Raw genomic sequence first — 15,869 nt, 5'->3', positions numbered from 1 at the left:
GCTCCCGAAGCGTTTGCCTTGGCAGAGGAGATCTTCTGTGGTGATCATAGACTGCCCAGCAGGCATTCTGCTGGAGAAATGCTCACACGGATCCGGCCGACTCGGCGCCAGCCTTGACGATCCCGCAGGACGCGGGATCAGACGTTCATGTTCATGATGTCCTGGTAGGCCGTGACGAGGCGGTTGCGGACCTGGACCATCTGCTGGAAGGACAGACTCGCCTTTTGCAGATCAACCATGACGTCCTGCAGATTGACGTTTGGGTCGCCCGCCGAGAACTTCTCGGCCATCGCGCGACCATCGTTCTGAGCCTGGCTGACCTGTTGCAGCGCGCCCTGGAGCACTTGCGAGAAGTCGGTTTCTCCTGCGGCAGGCGTACTCGACGTCTTGCCCGCAGCCGTTTCGGCCGTGGCGCGAAGCTGCCCGATCAGTTGGTCGATTCCGCGAGTGTCCATGATGTTCCCGTCCTTGTACGCCGAATACTAGCAGGTCGCGTGCCAGATCAGACGTCCAGCCCTTCGCTGCGGTATTGCTGGAGCTTGTAGCGCAGCGTCCGCTCGGAGATTCCGAGACGTTCGACGGCCAGTTTGCGCGATCCGCCGACCGCTTTCAAGGTTTCGAGGATGTGCCGGCGCTCCAGATCCTTCATGTTGTCGGAGTGTGCATCAACGCACTGCTGCACGGCATCCGGCGCATCCGGACCCGCCTCGTCCGCAGCGGCGGGAAGCTCGCCGACTCGCGGCAGGCAAAGCCGCATGTCCGCCTCCTCGATCCGCTCCCCCCGGGCGATGATCGCGGCCCGCTGCAGCGTATTCTCAAGCTCGCGGACATTGCCCGGCCAGGGCCAGACGGCAAGAATTGCCGCAGCGCCTGCCGATAGTTGCGCATGTTTGCCGATCCGCTCGCCGTGACGCAACAGGAAGTGATGAGCGAGCGGCACGATGTCAGCCGGACGCTCGCGCAGGCCTGGTATTGAGATCGGGAAAACGTTGAGACGATAGAACAGGTCTTCGCGGAAGCGCCCCGCGGCGACTTCGAGCGCCATGTCCCGGTTGGTCGTCGCGATCACGCGGATGTCGAGCGGCACCGGCTTCTTGCCGCCGACCCGCTCGACTTCCCGCTCCTGCAGCACGCGCAGCAGCTTGGCCTGCAGCGCGAGCGGCATCTCGGAAATTTCGTCGAGCAGCAGAGTGCCGCCTTCGGCCTGCTCGAACTTGCCGGCCTGGGCGGTCTGGGCGCCGGTGAAAGAGCCCTTCTCGTAACCGAACAGCGTCGCCTCGAGCAAGTTCTCCGGGATCGCCGCGCAGTTGATCGCAACGAAGGGTCCATCGGTTCGCCGCGAATGGCGGTGGATGTAGCGCGCAAACACTTCCTTGCCGGTACCCGACTCGCCGGAGAGCAGCACCGTCGCATCGGTCTCGGCGACGCGGGCGGCCAGCGCGAGCAGCTCACGGGTGCGCACGTCCTCGGCAACCATCTCGCTGTCGTCGGGGGCGACCGCCGCGTAACGCCTGACCTGTTCGAGCAGGGTCGAAGGCTCGAAAGGCTTGGGCAGGAAATCGCAGGCTCCGGCCCGCATCGCGGCGACCGCGGTACCGACATCGCCATAGGCGGTCATCAGCATCACCGGAAGCTGGGGGTGGGAGGCGCGGATCGCATCGAGCAGCTGCAGCCCGTCCATAGGCTGCATCCTCAGGTCGCTGATGACCAGATTGAAGACTCCGTCCGCAAGCGCGGCGAGCGCCTCGGGGCCGCCGCCGACTGCGACGACGGTATGACCCGCGGTCTCCAGCGTGAAGGCGACCGCGTCGCGGATGTCGGGATCGTCCTCGACGACCAGGATTCGCAGGGTGTTCAGCATCATCTCTCTCCGCTCGCCGGCAGGGGCAATTCAAACACGAAAGTGCTGCCCCGCCCGGGAACCGATTCCAGTGTAATTTCGCCGCCGTGCGCGCGGGCAACGCCGCGCGCGATCGCCAGCCCCAGGCCCGTGCCGTCGGCGCGGGTCGTGAAAAACGGATCGAAGAGCCGCGCCTGGATGGACGGATCTATCCCCTTTCCGGTGTCGGTCACCGCGAAGCGGACGCGCTCGGCGTCGCTTTCGGCTTCGAGCGCGACGCAGCCGCCTTCGCCGGTGGCCTGCAGCGCGTTCTCGAGCAGGTTGGTCAGCGCTCCGGCGATCTCCTTGCGGTTTCCGGCGAGGCGCACATCCGGACAGCCGCAGTGGCTATCGAAACGAACGGCGCGGCGCGCCGCGACCGGCTCTATCGTGGCCTCCAGCTCGGTCACCAGATCGCAGACTCCGAAAGCCTCCTGCCCGGTCGCCTCGCCGCGCGCGAAGGAAAGCATGTCGCGGATCAAACGCTCCAGATGGCGCAGCCTGTCGAGCGTGCGATCTACGCAGCGCGCGCGCTCGGCCGGCCCCAGCAGGCTTGGCTCGGCGAGATTGCCCGCGTAGAGCAGCGCCGCGGCCAAGGGCGTGCGCAGCTGGTGCGCGAGGCCCGCGACCATCTCGCCCATCGCGGCGAGCCGCTCGTTGCGGGCCGCGGCCGTGCGCATCCGGTGCGCTTCGGTCACATCGTGGAGCAGCACGATCCGCCCGCCGGCCGAATCCTCGGCGGTCTGCGCGAGCGAGAGCCGACGCGCTTCGCCCGTCGCACTGGCCCCACACTCCCATTCGCCGGGTGTATCGGTCTCGGCGAGCGCCGAGCGCGACAGCTCGCGCCAGTCCGAGCCCTCCAGCACCCTGTCCATCATCTGCCGTGCGGCAGGGTTAGCCTGTTCGATACGTCCCTGAGGGTCGAGCAGCACGACTCCGGCCGGCAACGCGTCCATCAGCAAGGACAGGCGTTCGTTGAGCCGTTCGACCTGACGCTCCAGCCCGGAATAGGCCTGGGTCAGCTGCGCGGAGGCCTCCGAGAACTGGCGGAAGGCTTCGGCGAGCTGGACGGCATCGAGGGGAGGAGAGGTCATCGTCTATCCTGACGGGCGCCGGAATCCGGCTCATGGAAGCAATTTAACCTCAGGCGGGCGACGGCTTGTTCCGACTAAGCGGCAAAAACTGCCGCTTATCCGCGCTTTGCTCTTGCCGCCCCCGGTCAATAATGCGTCATCCCCAATCGGGTCTGCGCGCCCACAGGAACAGACATGGCTGAAGCCGACCTCGCCTCGCCGGCCCCTCCACCGCAATCGCCACTGGAGCAGGTTCGCGCGAATTTCGATCGCCTGACTCCCCGCCAGAAGATGGCGGGCGCAGTCGCGATCGCCATCTGCGTCGCCCTGCTGGTCGGCATGTGGCTGTGGAGCCGCAAACCGGACTACGCGGTGCTCTTCTCCGGCCTCGAAGAGAAGGACGGGGGGGCGATCGTCACCGCGCTTCAGGCCCAGAACATCCCCTACAAGGTCTCGGATCAGAACGGCGCGATCCTGGTGCCGGCCGCCCAGGTCGGCGATCTTCGCTTGCGCCTGGCGAGCCAGGGCCTGCCCAAGGGCGGCAACGTCGGCTTCGAGCTGATGGAGAACGAGCGGATCGGCCTCTCCCAGTTCGCCGAACAGATCAATTACCAGAGGGCGCTCGAAGGCGAGCTGGGCCGCACGATCTCATCGCTATCCGAAGTCCAGGCTGCCCGCGTGCACCTGGCGATCCCGAAACAGACCTCCTTCCTGCGCGACGAACAGAAGCCGACCGCCTCGGTCGTGCTGACGCTGCGCAACGGACGCGCGCTCGACCCAAGCCAGGTCGCCGGTATCGCCCACCTGATCTCGTCGAGCGTTCCCCAGCTGACCACCGAATCGGTCAGCGTGCTCGACCAGAACGGCAAGCTGCTGAGCTCGGGAAGCGATCCGCTTCGCGAAGCGGGTCTCGATCCGACCCAGCTCAAGTATGTCCACGAAGTCGAGGATCGCTACATCAAACGGATCGAAGAAATCCTCGAACCGGTCGTCGGCCCGAACAACCTGCGCGCGCGCGTCAATGCCGACGTCGACTTCGACCAGCAGGAGCAGACCGCCGAGACCTACCGCCCGAACCCCAGCCCGCAGCAGGCAATCCGCAGCCAGCAGCTCGCCGACAGCACCACGCTGCAGCCCAATCCTGCAGGCGTTCCCGGAGCGCTGAGCAACCAGCCTCCGGTGCCGGCCACCGCGCCGCTGACGACTCCGGCTGCGCCGGGCACTCCGGGCGCCTCGGGACCGGTGGGGACACCGCTGTCGACGAACCGCAATTCGACGACGAACTACGAACTCGACAAGACGATCCAGCACGTCAAGAAGTCGCTCGGTCAGGTCAAGCGCCTGTCGGTCGCGGTCGTCGTCAACTACAAGGTCACGCGCGATGCGAAGGGCAATGAGCAGTCGACCGCGCTGACCCCGGTTCAGATGAAGCAGATCAACGATCTGGTTCGCGAAGCGGTCGGCTATAGCGCACAACGGGGAGACACGCTGAATATCGCGAACAGCCCATTCAACCTGCCCGCCAAGACCGACGACGCGCTGCCGTTCTGGAAGGACCCGGAAATGCAGTCGCTCGGCAAGGATCTGGGCCGCTGGCTGCTGATCGCGGCTATCCTGCTCTTCCTGTGGCTCGCGGTGCTGCGCCCGCTGGTACGCACGGTCGCCCCCCCCCCGCCGCCGCCGCCGCCCAAGAGCGAAGAAGCCGAACCCGGCGAGGAAGGCGAAGAAGGTCCGCAACTCAACGCGGAAGGCGAGATCATCGAGGAAGAACTGTTGCCACCGGAAGTGCGCGCCGAAGAGATCGCGCTGATGAGCTTCGAGAAGAAGCTCGCGAAAGCCCGGGAAATCGCGGTCAAGAATCCCAAGGTGATCGCGAACCTGCTCAAGGAATGGATGGGGACGAATACCAATGAGCGACGCTGAAGAAGGGATGAACAAGGCAGCACTGCTGCTGCTCTCGCTCGGCCCGGATGAGGCGGCCGAAGTGCTCAAGCACATGTCGCCACGCGAGGTGCAGAAGCTGGGGATGGCGATGACCAAGCTCCAGCCCCAGCCGCGCGAAGTGATCGAAACGCTGATCAACGAAGTCGCGATCTATGTCGTCAAGGCATCTCCGGTTCAGGCCGATGACGACAAGATCCGCCAGATGCTGACTCTGGCGCTCGGCGACGAGCGCGCGGCAAACCTGCTCTCGCGGGTACTGCAGGGCTCGGACACGGCCGGCATCGAGTCGCTCAAGTGGATGGACGCCGGTACGGCCGCCGACCTGATCAAGAACGAGCACCCGCAGATCATCGCGACCATCCTCGTGCACCTTGAATTCGACCACGCCGGCGAGATCCTCAAACACTTCACCGAACGCCAGAGGAACGACGTGTTGCTGCGGATCGCGACTCTCGACGGTGTTCAGCCCGGAGCGCTGAAGGAGCTCAATGAAGCGCTGACCCGGGTGCTGTCCGGATCGACCCAGCTCAAGAAGACCGCGATCGGCGGCGTGCGCCACGCCGCCGAGATCCTGAACTTCGTCGGCAGCACCGCCGAGACCGCGATCCTCGACAACGTCCGCGAATACGACCCGGATCTGGCTCAGCGCATCCTCGACGAGATGTTCGTGTTCGACAACCTGATCGACGTCGATGACCGCGGCATCCAGACGATCCTGCGCGAAGTGCAGTCTGATCAGCTGATCATCGCACTGAAGGGCGCAAGTCCGGACATGCGCGAGAAGGTGTTCAAGAACATGTCGCAACGGGCGGCGGAGAGCCTGCGCGAGGATCTCGATTCGAAGGGACCGGTGCGCCTGTCCGAAGTCGAATCGGCGCAGAAGGAAATCCTCAAAGTGGCTCGCCGCCTCGCCGAGGAAGGCCAGATCGTGATCGGCGGCAAGGGCGGAGACGATTTCGTCTGAGCCCGGAGAAGAAATGAGCACAGACAACATCATCCCCGCCAATCAGGCGTCCGGAGCCTATCGCCGCGCGAACTTCGAATCCTTCGACGAGCCGCGCGAGCAGCCCCCTGCCCCGGAGCCCGAAGTGCGCGAAGCGCCCCCTCCCCTCGCACAGGAAGAAGCGCTCGTCGAGCATGAAGAGCTTCAGCCGCTGGAGATCGCACCGGGGATCAAGCTGCCGACCGCCGACGAGATCGAGGCGATGCATCAGGAAGCCTTCAAACAGGGATTCGATGCCGGCTACGAGGAAGGCAGCGCGCGCGGGCGACTCGAAGCGTCCGAGCTGCATCAGCTGCTGACCCAGTTCGACGAGGCGTTGACGGGCTTTGACCAGCAGGTAGGCGAGGAGCTGCTTGCGCTCGCGCTCGAAGTCGCCCGTCAGGTCGTCCGCGACAGCCTCGCACAGAAACCGGAAGCGGTGCTCGGAGTCATCCGCGAAGCGCTGGGCCAGACGCCGCAGCAGCACGCCCAACTGCACGTTCATCCGGAAGACGCAGACCTGGTTCGCCAGTATCTGGGCGAGCAGATCGCCCACACCGGCCACCGGATCGTCGAGGACGCGAACATTGAGCGCGGCGGCTGCCGCATCGATTCGGCCGGCGCGCAGATGGATGCGACGATCGCGACCCGCTGGCGCCGCGTCGTCGAGACGTTGTCCGGGAATCACCCCTGGGCCGACGCTCCCGAGGAGAGCGATTCGTGAGCCACCTCGGAGAATCGTGGCGCGACTACCTCGTCGATTGCCGCAGGATGGCCGCAACAGCCCAGCCCTTCCAGATCGCCGGGCGGCTGACCCGCATCAACGGTCTGGTCATGGAAGCCTCGGGGATCAAACTGCCACTGGGCTCCAGCTGCCGGGTGCTGGTGCCGGGCGGAAGTTCGGTCGAAGCGGAAGTCGTCGGATTTACCGGCGACAAGCTGTTCATGATGCCGACCGACGATGTCTATGGTCTGGCACCCGGCGCAACGGTCATTCCTGACGATCCTTCCCAACCCACGCCACGCACGGGCGAGCGGGTCGAGCCGCGCCGCCGTTCCTCCGACCGCGCCAAACACCTTCCGGTCGGCAACGAGATGCTGGGGCGGGTCGTCGACGGAGCGGGACGTCCGCTCGACGGTCTCGGCCCCCTGGAGACCAAACACACCCGCTCGCTGCAGAGCCGTCCGATCAATCCGCTCGGCCGCGCGCCGATCTCGGCCAGCCTCGATGTCGGCATTCGCGCGATTAACGCGATGCTGACGGTCGGACGCGGCCAGCGGATGGGACTCTTCGCCGGATCCGGCGTCGGCAAATCGGTGCTGATCGGCATGATGACCAGCTTCACCGAAGCGGAGGTCATCGTCGTCGGGCTGATCGGCGAACGTGGCCGCGAAGTCAAGGAATTCATCGAGCAGAACCTCGGCCCGGTCGGCCGGGCGCGCTCGGTCGTCGTCGCCGCTCCGGCCGACACGAGCCCTTTGATGAGACTGCAGGGCGCGGTTTATGCAACGACGATCGCCGAGTATTTCCGCGATCAGGGCAAGCAGGTGCTGCTGATCATCGACTCGCTGACCCGTTATGCGATGGCTCAGCGCGAGATCGCGCTGGCGATCGGCGAACCTCCGGTGACCCGCGGCTATCCGCCTTCGGTCTTCGCCCGGCTACCGGCTCTGGTTGAGCGGGCCGGCAATGGTCCGGAAGGAGGTGGCTCGATCACCGCCTTCTACACGGTGCTGGCCGAAGGAGACGACCAGCAGGATCCGATCGCCGACTCGGCCCGCGCAATCCTCGACGGCCATATCGTGCTCTCGCGGACTCTGGCCGATGCCGGCCACTACCCGGCCATCGACATCGAGCAGTCGATCTCGCGAGCGATGCACGGGCTGATCAAGCCTTCGCATTTCGAGCTGGTTCGCCGCTTCAAACAGCTGTTCTCGCGCTACCAGCGCTCACGCGACCTGATCGCGGTCGGCGCCTACCAGGCCGGAGCGGATCCTCTGCTTGACGAAGCCGTGCGCAGCTACCCGGCCCTGGAAGCCTTCCTGCAGCAGGCGATCACCGAGCGCTCGAGCTACGAGGACAGCCTCGCCGCGCTGCACAAACTGTTCGGAGCGGAAATGTGATCGACCCGCCCCGGGCTGTCGTATGCTGGAAGAGATCTGATTGAACAAGACCGCAGCCGATGTCCAACGCCTTGCAGATGTTGATTGAACTGACCCAGACCCGCATGGACGATGCCGCCCGGCGGCTGGGCGAACTGCTGGCCAGCAGCAGCGCTCATGAGGAGCGCCTGCGCCTGCTCGAACAGTACCGCCTTGACTACAACAAGCGTTTCCGCGCGGCGCTGACCTCCGGAATAGGCCCGGACGCGCTGCGCAACTACACGGTATTTCTGGGCCGGCTCGACGACGCGATCGGCGAGCAGCAGCGCCTTCTCGATGCAGCACTCGAGCACGTCGTCGTCGGACGCCAGGCCTGGGTCGACCAGCGCAACCGCAAGAAAGCTTTCGACACCCTCGCCGACCGCCAGCATCAAGCCCTGATCAAGAAAGAGAACAAGGCCGAACAGCGGCTGACCGACGAGCATTCGGCCAAACTCTTCCGCGACAAGCCCGGGACCGACGAATCCTGATTCTGGCTGGCACGCAGATTGCTACGTCTCAGGAAAAATCCATCGGGGAGTCCCGAAATGCCCGCACTGAATCTCGCCCTGCCTTGCGCACAAACCCCGCCCGCCGCCCCTAAAGCAGCGGCATCAACTCCAGACAAGGCTCCACAGGGCGCCAGCGAGAACGTGCAGCCACAAGGCTTTGCCGAACAACTCGACGCGCGCGTCAAAGGCGGTCAAGCCAAGGACTCTTCCCAGGAAACCAGGGCTCAGGGACAAACCCAGAGCGATCAGGCTGAGCCCGCCGATCCGGCAGAATCCACCGATGCTGCGGCTGCCGCCGCGGCGGCTCTTGCCGCGCTGCTCGGCACCCCGACAAAGTCCGCAACGCCGGTCACCGGCGCCAGCGCGCAGACCTCACCTGTGGCGATCACCGCTGAGGCCAGCACAGACGCAGCGCAGAGCGCCGCACTCCAGGCAATCACTGCCGGCACGGCTCCGAATGCGGCGGCTCTTGCCGCGGCGACGGCAAAGCCGGCAACGCCTCAACCCGCCGCGACCTCTGGCGAAGACAAGGGAAGCGAAGTCCGCGACACGCCCCAGCTCGGACAACCCGTCGCCCGCGAGGCGCTGACGGCAACAGCGGCTCCCGTCACCCCGGAAGCGACTGAGCTGGGCGCCAAGCCTCAGGGCTCCCGCTCGACCGAACAAGGCACGGGCGAACTCTCGCCCCAGCAGACGAACCCGGCGCAGAACTTCGCCGAACAGCTCAATGCGCGCACCGCGCATCTCGCGCGCAGCGAAGCGCCCCAGATCGCCGTTCGCACCCAGGCGGCCCAAGCGGGCTGGGCCGAAGAAGTCGGCAACCGGATCTCTTGGATGGCCAGCAAGGACATGGGCAAGGCGGAGCTGGTGCTGACGCCGGCACACCTGGGCAGGGTCGAGATCAGCCTCTCGGTCGAAGGCGATCAGGCGAGCGCCGCCTTCGTCGCCGCGACGCCTGCCGCCCGCGAAGCACTCGAACAGTCCATCCCCCGCCTGCGCGAAGTGTTGACCCAGTCGGGGCTTAACCTCGGTCAGGTCAATGTCAGCGCCAACAATGCGAACTCTCAGGGGCGCCAGGACAACCGCGGCGGGGAAGCACGTTCGCGCGTGAGCTCATCGAGTGCGGTCGGGGGCGTGAGTGCGGGGGTCATGACCAGCCGGGCCCGGGAAGCCAACGGCCTCGTCGACACTTTCGTCTGACTGAGGCCACAATTGGCCAGGGCAAATCCCTCAGTTCCCGGGTTTGGCCGCCGTAATATCCAGGATAATCGGACATCGGAACCTGACCCGAGTCCGACCCCGGTTCGATAGATAGGATTTCAGAGATGTCCAGCAAGAGCGCAGCACCCGAGACCGCAGCCACACCTGCCCCGCCAAAGAGCAAGAAGATGCTCATCTTCATCGTGATCGGCGTGGCCGTCCTCGCGCTCGTCGCGACCGGCGCCCTGCTTCTGCTCAAGAAGAACAAGAAAGCGAGCGAGGAAGGTACCGACGACGAAGAACCGGCCAAGGTGGAAGTGGACAAGAAACACCCTCCGGTCTTCGTTCCGATGGAGCCCTTCACGGTCAATCTGCAGCCCGAGAACGGCGAGCAGTATCTACAGATCGTGCTGGCCCTGCAGATGTCCGATGCGAAGTCAGGTGAAGAGATCAAAACCTATACGCCGGAGATTCGCCATCGCATCCTGATGCTGCTCTCGGGCAAGAAGGCCTCCGAGATCGCAACGACGGCAGGCCGCGAAACGCTGGCCAAGGAAATCCGCTCCGAAGCCAACACCGCGCTCGGTTATGAACCCAAGGTTTCGAAGAAGAAGAAGGCAGCTGATGACGAAGAAGACTCCTCCGGCGGTCCGGTGATCGAAGTCTTTTTCACCTCCTTCATCGTTCAGTAGGAAAGGCAGCACTGGAGCAACACCATGGGCCAGGACTTTCTCTCTCAGGAAGAGGTCGACGCACTGCTGCGTGGCGTCAGCGGCGATGCGGACGAACCGGAAGGCGGCGCAGGCGATACCGCCGGCATACGCTCCTATAACCTGGCCACCCAGGAACGCATCGTCCGTGGGCGCATGCCCACGATGGAGCTGATCAACGAGCGTTTCGCGCGCAACCTGCGGATCGGCCTCTTCAACTACATGCACCGCAACACCGAAGTCTCGGTGGGGCCGATCAAGGTGCAGAAGTACAGCGAGTTCGTCCGCAACCTGGTTGTTCCGACCAACCTGAACATGATCCTCGCGAAGCCGCTGCGCGGCACCGGTCTGGTCGTGCTCGATCCGAATCTGGTCTTTCTCGTCGTCGACAACATGTTCGGCGGCGACGGCCGCTTCCATACCCGGGTCGAAGGTCGGGACTTCACCGCGACCGAGCAGCGCATCATCCGCGGGCTGCTCCAGGTCATCTTCGACGATATGGAAAAGGCCTGGGCACCGGTCTTCAACATCCAGTTCGAATATCTTCGCTCGGAGATGAACCCGCAGTTCGCGAATATCGCAACGCCGAGCGAAATCGTCGTCGCAACGTCTTTCTCGCTCGAATTCGGTGGCACCCAGGCCGAGATGCACTTCTGCCTGCCCTATTCGACTGTCGAGCCGATCCGCGATCTGCTCTACAGTTCGATGCAGTCGGATCACCTGACCCAGGACAAGCGCTGGGTGGGACTTCTGGGCCGGCAGATTCAGTCGATCGAGCTGGAGCTGGCCGTCGATCTGGGCAAGGCCAACATCTCTTTGCGCGACATCGTGCAGTTCAAGGTCGGCGATGTGATTCCTATCGACATTCCCGAAGCGGTCACTGGTCACGTCGATGGCGTACCGGCTTTCGAGGGACGCTACGGAACGATCAACGGGCGCTATGCGGTCAAGGTGGATCGGCTGGTGCCGCCCGAGGATCGTGAAATCAACCTCATCTCGATGAAACTGGGAGGCAATAATGGCGGACTCTGACCAGGACACGGACCAGATCAGCGAAGACGATTGGGCCGCTGCGATGCAGGAGCAGGCGGTCGCCGATGAGGCCGAAGCGGCGGTCGAAGAAGCGCCCCGCGCCGCTTTCCAGGATTTTGGCGGCAGCGTCGCCGACAAGCCAACGACGATCAACGACTACGACATGATCCTGGACATTCCGGTCCAGATCACGGTCGAGCTGGGACGCACGAAACTGTCGATCCGCAACCTGCTTCAGCTCGCGCACGGATCGGTCGTCGAACTCGAAGCGCTGGCAGGTGAGCCTATGGACGTTCTGGTCAATGGCACGCTGATCGCCCAGGGCGAAGTCGTCGTCGTCAACGACAAGTTCGGAATTCGGCTGACCGACATCATCACGCCATCGGAGCGGATGAGAAAAGTCCGCGGACTGTAGAAAACCGCCCTTCCGAATAGCGGGGGGTTTTCCTCGCTATTCGACCGGCCGGCAATTCTTGCCGCCCCTAAACTGGCATCGTGCTTTCCGGACACGATGCGATGCGCTTTCACTCCAAGTTCCTGCTGACCGCCCTCATTCCCGCCCCCGCCTTTGCGGGAAGCGCGACAGAGGCTATCGGCAGCACCCTGACGATGTTGCTGGGGCTGGCTGCCGTCCTCGCCGCGCTCTATGCCTGCCTGATTCTGCTCAAACGCGTCCAGCAAAAGACCGGATCAGCCCAGGCCAGGATGCAGGTGATCGGCGCGACCGCGGTCGGACCTCGCGAACGCGTCGTTCTGGTCGAAGTGGCCGATCGGGTGCTCGTGCTCGGCGTCGCGCCGGGCCGGGTCACCCGGCTAGACAGTCTGGATTCAGCCTCGGTACCCCGCGCGCCGGCGACTCCGCCGCCTTCCCTGCCCGACTTCCAGGCCAAGCTCAACGAACTGCTCAAAGGGGTGCGCCGTGCTCGCTGAACGCCGACTCGTGCGCGCGGCCCTGGGCCTCGCACTGCTGATCGCCAGCGGCGCAGCGCTGGCCGCGCTGCCCGCCTTCCAGAGCACGCCGGGACCGGGAGGAAGCCAGACCTACTCGATTCCGGTTCAGACCCTGGTCATGATGAGCTCGCTGGTCTTCATCCCGGCCGCCGTGCTGATGATGACCAGCTTCACGCGGATCATCATCGTCTTCACGCTGCTGCGTCAGGCGCTGGGCACCCAGTCCTCGCCGCCCAACCAGGTGCTGATCGGACTGACGCTGTTCCTGAGCTTTTTCATCATGAGTCCGGTCATCGATCGGGTCTATCAGGACGCGTATCTACCGCTGTCCGAGAACAAGATCCAGTTCGACGTCGCGGCCGAAAAAGCCGCGATACCGGTCAAGGCCTTCATGCTCAAGCAGGTCAGGGAAACCGATCTTTCGCTGTTCGCCCAGCTCGCCAAGACGCCGAAAGTGGCCAAGGCGGCCGACCTGCCGATGCGGGTCATCGTTCCGGCCTTCGTGACCAGCGAACTCAAGACCGCTTTTCAGATCGGTTTCATCGTCTTCCTGCCCTTCCTGGTCATCGACATGGTCGTCGCCTCGGTGCTGATGTCGATGGGGATGATGATGATGTCGCCCGTGATGGTTTCGCTGCCCTTCAAGCTGATGCTCTTCGTGCTGGTCGACGGCTGGGGCCTCGTGATCGGCACTCTGGTGCGCAGTTTTGGCTGAACCCTTGCCTCAAGGAGTGGATATGACCCCGACAACCGTTGTTGCGCTCGGCCGCGAGGCCTTCGAAGTGACCTTGATGATCTCCGCCCCGCTGCTGATCGCAGCGCTGGCGACCGGTCTGGTCGTCAGCATCTTCCAGGCGGCGACCCAGATCAACGAGATGACGCTCTCCTTCGTGCCCAAGCTGGTCGTGATGTTCGCGGTGATGATCTTCGCCGGCCCGTGGATGCTGACGGTGATGACCGACTACATCCATCGCCTGTTCAATGCGATCCCGGGCCTGATCGGATAAAGCCCCTCGATGCTTTCGGTCACCAATGATCAGCTGAACGCCTGGATCGCGCTCTACGCCTATCCGACCATCCGCATCCTGGCTCTGCTGGTCATCGCTCCGGTCTTCAACAATGTCGCGCTGCCCCGTCACCTGCGTCTGGTGATCGGCCTGGCGATCTCGGTCGCGATCGCCCCCGCCCTGCCGGTGAGCCCCGAAGCGATCGCTCCGGGCAGCGCGATCAGCTTCATCGGCATCCTGCGCGAAATGCTGATCGGCTTCGCGATCGGTTTTGCGATCCGCCTCGTCTTCGTCGCAATCGATCTGGCCGGAGATCTGATCGGTCTGCAGATGGGGCTCTCCTTCGCGGTCTTCTTCGACCCCCAGGCGGCCGGCCAGACGACGGTTCTGGCCCAGTTCCTGGGTCTCTTCGCAACGCTGACCTTCCTGGCGCTGGACGGCCACCTATTGACGATCAACGTGCTCGCCCACAGCTTCGAATGGCTTCCGGCGGGAGAAGCGAAGATGTCCGCGAGCGCGTTCATGGTCATCGTCAAGAGCGCGGCGGCGATCTTTTCGTCCGGTCTGCTGATCGCGCTACCGGCCGTCTCGGCGCTGCTCGTAACCAACATCGCGCTGGGCGTGCTGACCCGCGCCGCGCCGGCTCTGAACCTGTTTTCGCTGGGTTTTCCGATCACACTGGCGGTCGGGACTTTCGCGCTGATGTTCTCGCTACCGATGTTCGCGCCGGCCTTTCAGAGCCTTTACGAACGAGCCTTCGAGGCGGTCGGTCTATTTCTGAGGCTGGCCGCCCACGGTTGAAAGCCCGGCGAGATGGATCTCGCCGCGGGCAAAGCGCCGGGAGACCCAGTTCGACTCGAGCTCTTCCTCATAGCGGGTGATCGTATAGCCCTCCGCCTTTGTCTCGCGCACCAGGGACTCGGCGCGCCGGCGCAGTACCTGCATCGCCTCGCCGTCGCCCCCTTGGTGGAAGCGCTTCATCGTCAGCTCCAGCTTCACCGTGTCCGCAGATAGCCGGGTCTCCTGGAGGCTCCAGTTCGGAGCCAGGGGATCGATGACCGTATAGGCGACGCCGAGCACGACCGCACCCGCGACCAGATCGGCAAGCGCGATCTGCGAGCCCTGGGCGAGATTGACCGAGACATCGGGAATCAGCGACCAGCCGCGTGGATAGGTCTGCCCGGTCGAACAGGCACCCAGAGAAAAACAGCATGCGGCAAGAACGATCGCTCGGCTCATGATCAGCGTCAGCTGATGTAGTTGAACAGCGAGAGCCCGGTCGTCTTCAGGAAGGCTTTCTGGGCCGCTTCCAGCGCCGTGCTCTTCTGCATCAGATCCGAAGAAGCCTGAGCGTAATCGAGGTCGATCAGGCGCGAGTAAGTCGCCTGATACTGCACATTGGCCTGAGAGCCGATGCTCTCCAACGACTCGTTCTCGTTGAGTCGGGAGCCCACCGAGGAGGTCACGCGCAGAACATTCTCTTGCGACGCATCCAGACGCGTCAGGGACTGCGCAAGCAGCGAGTCGAAGCTCGCGCCCTGGGGGCCTTCCAGGCCGGAGATCAGGTTCTTCATCGTGCTGAAGATGTCGGTGCTGCCACCAGGGGCGACGCTGAAGCTATCGCTCGTCGCGGGGTTTCCGCTGATCGTGACCTGGATCCCTGCAAAAGAGATCGGCTGCCCGCTCGTATAGCTCCCACCGCTCACCACACTGGCCCCGGTGGTCGTATCGACGACGTCGTAAGTCCCGGGGGCCGAGAAGGTGATCTTGTACTGATCACCCGTATAGCTTCCGGTCACGCTACCGCCGTCTATCGTAGCGGTTCCGGTGTTGCTGTTCAGCGCCGAAGTGCTGAATTCGCCATTGACCCCGGGGATCTCCATGAAGATCTCGCTACCTGAATTGGTGACCGGCATGACCCGCGACGAAGAGACCTGCAGCGTCCGTGCCCCCTGGTCTCCGACATAGCTGACGCCGGAAGAGAGTGTTCCGACGAAGGGCTGGGTATCGCTCTGATAACCCGCGAAAATGTAGCCACCGAGTGCGTCGTTACTGTTGGCTAGCGCGGTCAGTTCGTCAAAGCGAGCCCGGATATCGGTCGCGATGGCCTGACGGTCGGCCGGGGTCATCGTTCCGACATTGGACTGGATCGCCCGCTGCTTGACGTAGATGAGCAGGTCATTGACCGAGTCGAGCTTGCCCTCCATCGAGGACAGCGCATCCTTGGCTGCCCCCTGGTTGGCCATGAACTGGGTGTTGATGTCCTTGGCCTGAGTGACCAGCAAGGCCGAGGAGGCAGCGATCGGATCATCCGACGGTGTGACAACCCGGCGCCCGGTAGCCATCTGGTTCTGGATCTTGAGCAGATCGGAGCTGCGATCCATCATCCGGCTTGTGCCGCTGTCATAGAGCATCTGGGTCGAGATTCGCATCACAT

At 64.1% G+C, this 15,869-nt stretch carries 18 protein-coding genes; 13 read left to right on the top strand and 5 right to left on the bottom strand.

Going from position 1 to position 15,869, the window contains the following annotated elements; all coding sequences use genetic code 11:
* Positions 1–137: 137 nt before the first annotated feature.
* The 3 genes from fliE to ACHFB9_RS08570 are packed head-to-tail and all read right to left on the bottom strand — an operon-like array spanning position 138 to position 2,973.
* Complete coding sequence (gene fliE, locus ACHFB9_RS08580; RefSeq protein WP_417071128.1) at positions 138–455, bottom strand: flagellar hook-basal body complex protein FliE; 318 nt, start codon at positions 453–455, stop codon at positions 138–140.
* 47 nt (positions 456–502) lie between these two features.
* Positions 503–1,861 carry a sigma-54-dependent transcriptional regulator gene (locus ACHFB9_RS08575; RefSeq protein ID WP_417071126.1) on the bottom strand — a complete coding sequence of 453 codons (1,359 nt, stop codon included), beginning with the start codon at positions 1,859–1,861 and terminating at the stop codon, positions 503–505.
* Positions 1,861–2,973 (bottom strand): sensor histidine kinase, encoded by a 1,113-nt coding sequence (locus ACHFB9_RS08570; RefSeq protein WP_417071124.1) that lies wholly within the window; start codon positions 2,971–2,973, stop codon positions 1,861–1,863. The genes ACHFB9_RS08575 and ACHFB9_RS08570 overlap by 1 nt, the downstream gene beginning before the upstream one ends.
* Before the next feature lie 174 nt (positions 2,974–3,147).
* Between ACHFB9_RS08570 and fliF the strand changes: the two genes are divergently transcribed.
* From fliF to fliR, 13 genes are all read left to right on the top strand, one after another.
* Positions 3,148–4,875, top strand: a complete 1,728-nt coding sequence (gene fliF / locus ACHFB9_RS08565; protein ID WP_417071122.1) for a flagellar basal-body MS-ring/collar protein FliF — start codon at positions 3,148–3,150, stop codon at positions 4,873–4,875.
* Entirely contained in the window at positions 4,862–5,860 is a 999-nt protein-coding gene (fliG, locus tag ACHFB9_RS08560; protein ID WP_417071121.1) for a flagellar motor switch protein FliG, read from the top strand. The genes fliF and fliG overlap by 14 nt, the downstream gene beginning before the upstream one ends.
* A 13-nt stretch (positions 5,861–5,873) precedes the next feature.
* Positions 5,874–6,602 carry a flagellar assembly protein FliH gene (locus ACHFB9_RS08555; RefSeq protein WP_417071119.1) on the top strand — a complete coding sequence of 243 codons (729 nt, stop codon included), beginning with the start codon at positions 5,874–5,876 and terminating at the stop codon, positions 6,600–6,602.
* A gap of 47 nt (positions 6,603–6,649) precedes the next feature.
* Entirely contained in the window at positions 6,650–8,002 is a 1,353-nt protein-coding gene (fliI, locus tag ACHFB9_RS08550) for a flagellar protein export ATPase FliI (protein WP_417071355.1), read from the top strand.
* 59 nt (positions 8,003–8,061) lie between these two features.
* The gene (fliJ, locus tag ACHFB9_RS08545; RefSeq protein WP_417071117.1) at positions 8,062–8,511 is read left to right on the top strand and encodes a flagellar export protein FliJ; all 450 of its coding nucleotides are present in this window, start codon (positions 8,062–8,064) and stop codon (positions 8,509–8,511) included.
* Between the two features lie 57 nt (positions 8,512–8,568).
* A complete protein-coding gene (locus tag ACHFB9_RS08540) occupies positions 8,569–9,732 on the top strand; it encodes a flagellar hook-length control protein FliK (RefSeq protein ID WP_417071116.1) in 1,164 nt (387 codons plus the stop codon).
* 125 nt (positions 9,733–9,857) lie between these two features.
* Positions 9,858–10,424, top strand: a complete 567-nt coding sequence (locus ACHFB9_RS08535; RefSeq protein ID WP_417071114.1) for a flagellar basal body-associated FliL family protein — start codon at positions 9,858–9,860, stop codon at positions 10,422–10,424.
* A 24-nt stretch (positions 10,425–10,448) separates the two neighbouring features.
* Positions 10,449–11,474 carry a flagellar motor switch protein FliM gene (fliM, locus tag ACHFB9_RS08530; protein ID WP_417071113.1) on the top strand — a complete coding sequence of 342 codons (1,026 nt, stop codon included), beginning with the start codon at positions 10,449–10,451 and terminating at the stop codon, positions 11,472–11,474.
* A complete protein-coding gene (gene fliN / locus ACHFB9_RS08525) occupies positions 11,461–11,889 on the top strand; it encodes a flagellar motor switch protein FliN (protein WP_417071111.1) in 429 nt (142 codons plus the stop codon). Before fliM ends, fliN begins: the two co-directional genes overlap by 14 nt.
* 101 nt (positions 11,890–11,990) lie before the next feature.
* Positions 11,991–12,404: a flagellar biosynthetic protein FliO gene (gene fliO / locus ACHFB9_RS08520; RefSeq protein ID WP_417071109.1), complete on the top strand. Its 414-nt coding sequence runs from the start codon at positions 11,991–11,993 to the stop codon at positions 12,402–12,404.
* Positions 12,394–13,140 carry a flagellar type III secretion system pore protein FliP gene (gene fliP, locus ACHFB9_RS08515; protein WP_417071107.1) on the top strand — a complete coding sequence of 249 codons (747 nt, stop codon included), beginning with the start codon at positions 12,394–12,396 and terminating at the stop codon, positions 13,138–13,140. The genes fliO and fliP overlap by 11 nt, the downstream gene beginning before the upstream one ends.
* Before the next feature lie 22 nt (positions 13,141–13,162).
* Positions 13,163–13,432, top strand: a complete 270-nt coding sequence (gene fliQ, locus ACHFB9_RS08510) for a flagellar biosynthesis protein FliQ (protein ID WP_417071105.1) — start codon at positions 13,163–13,165, stop codon at positions 13,430–13,432.
* 9 nt (positions 13,433–13,441) lie between these two features.
* On the top strand, positions 13,442–14,233 hold the full coding sequence (fliR, locus tag ACHFB9_RS08505) for a flagellar biosynthetic protein FliR (protein WP_417071103.1): 792 nt from the start codon (positions 13,442–13,444) through the stop codon (positions 14,231–14,233).
* Here fliR and ACHFB9_RS08500 read toward each other — a convergent pair.
* Together ACHFB9_RS08500 and flgL are read right to left on the bottom strand one after the other, a co-directional pair.
* Entirely contained in the window at positions 14,204–14,671 is a 468-nt protein-coding gene (locus tag ACHFB9_RS08500) for a hypothetical protein (RefSeq protein ID WP_417071101.1), read from the bottom strand. The genes fliR and ACHFB9_RS08500 overlap by 30 nt on opposite strands.
* An 8-nt stretch (positions 14,672–14,679) precedes the next feature.
* Positions 14,680–15,864: a flagellar hook-associated protein FlgL gene (gene flgL, locus ACHFB9_RS08495; RefSeq protein ID WP_417071099.1), complete on the bottom strand. Its 1,185-nt coding sequence runs from the start codon at positions 15,862–15,864 to the stop codon at positions 14,680–14,682.
* Between the last annotated feature and the right edge of the window lie 5 nt (positions 15,865–15,869).

Origin of the sequence: Niveibacterium terrae (assembly GCF_048213115.1) — a bacterium.
Classification (GTDB): Bacteria; Pseudomonadota; Gammaproteobacteria; order Burkholderiales; family Rhodocyclaceae; genus Niveibacterium; species Niveibacterium terrae.
This window is presented reverse-complemented; position numbering and strand designations above follow the sequence as displayed.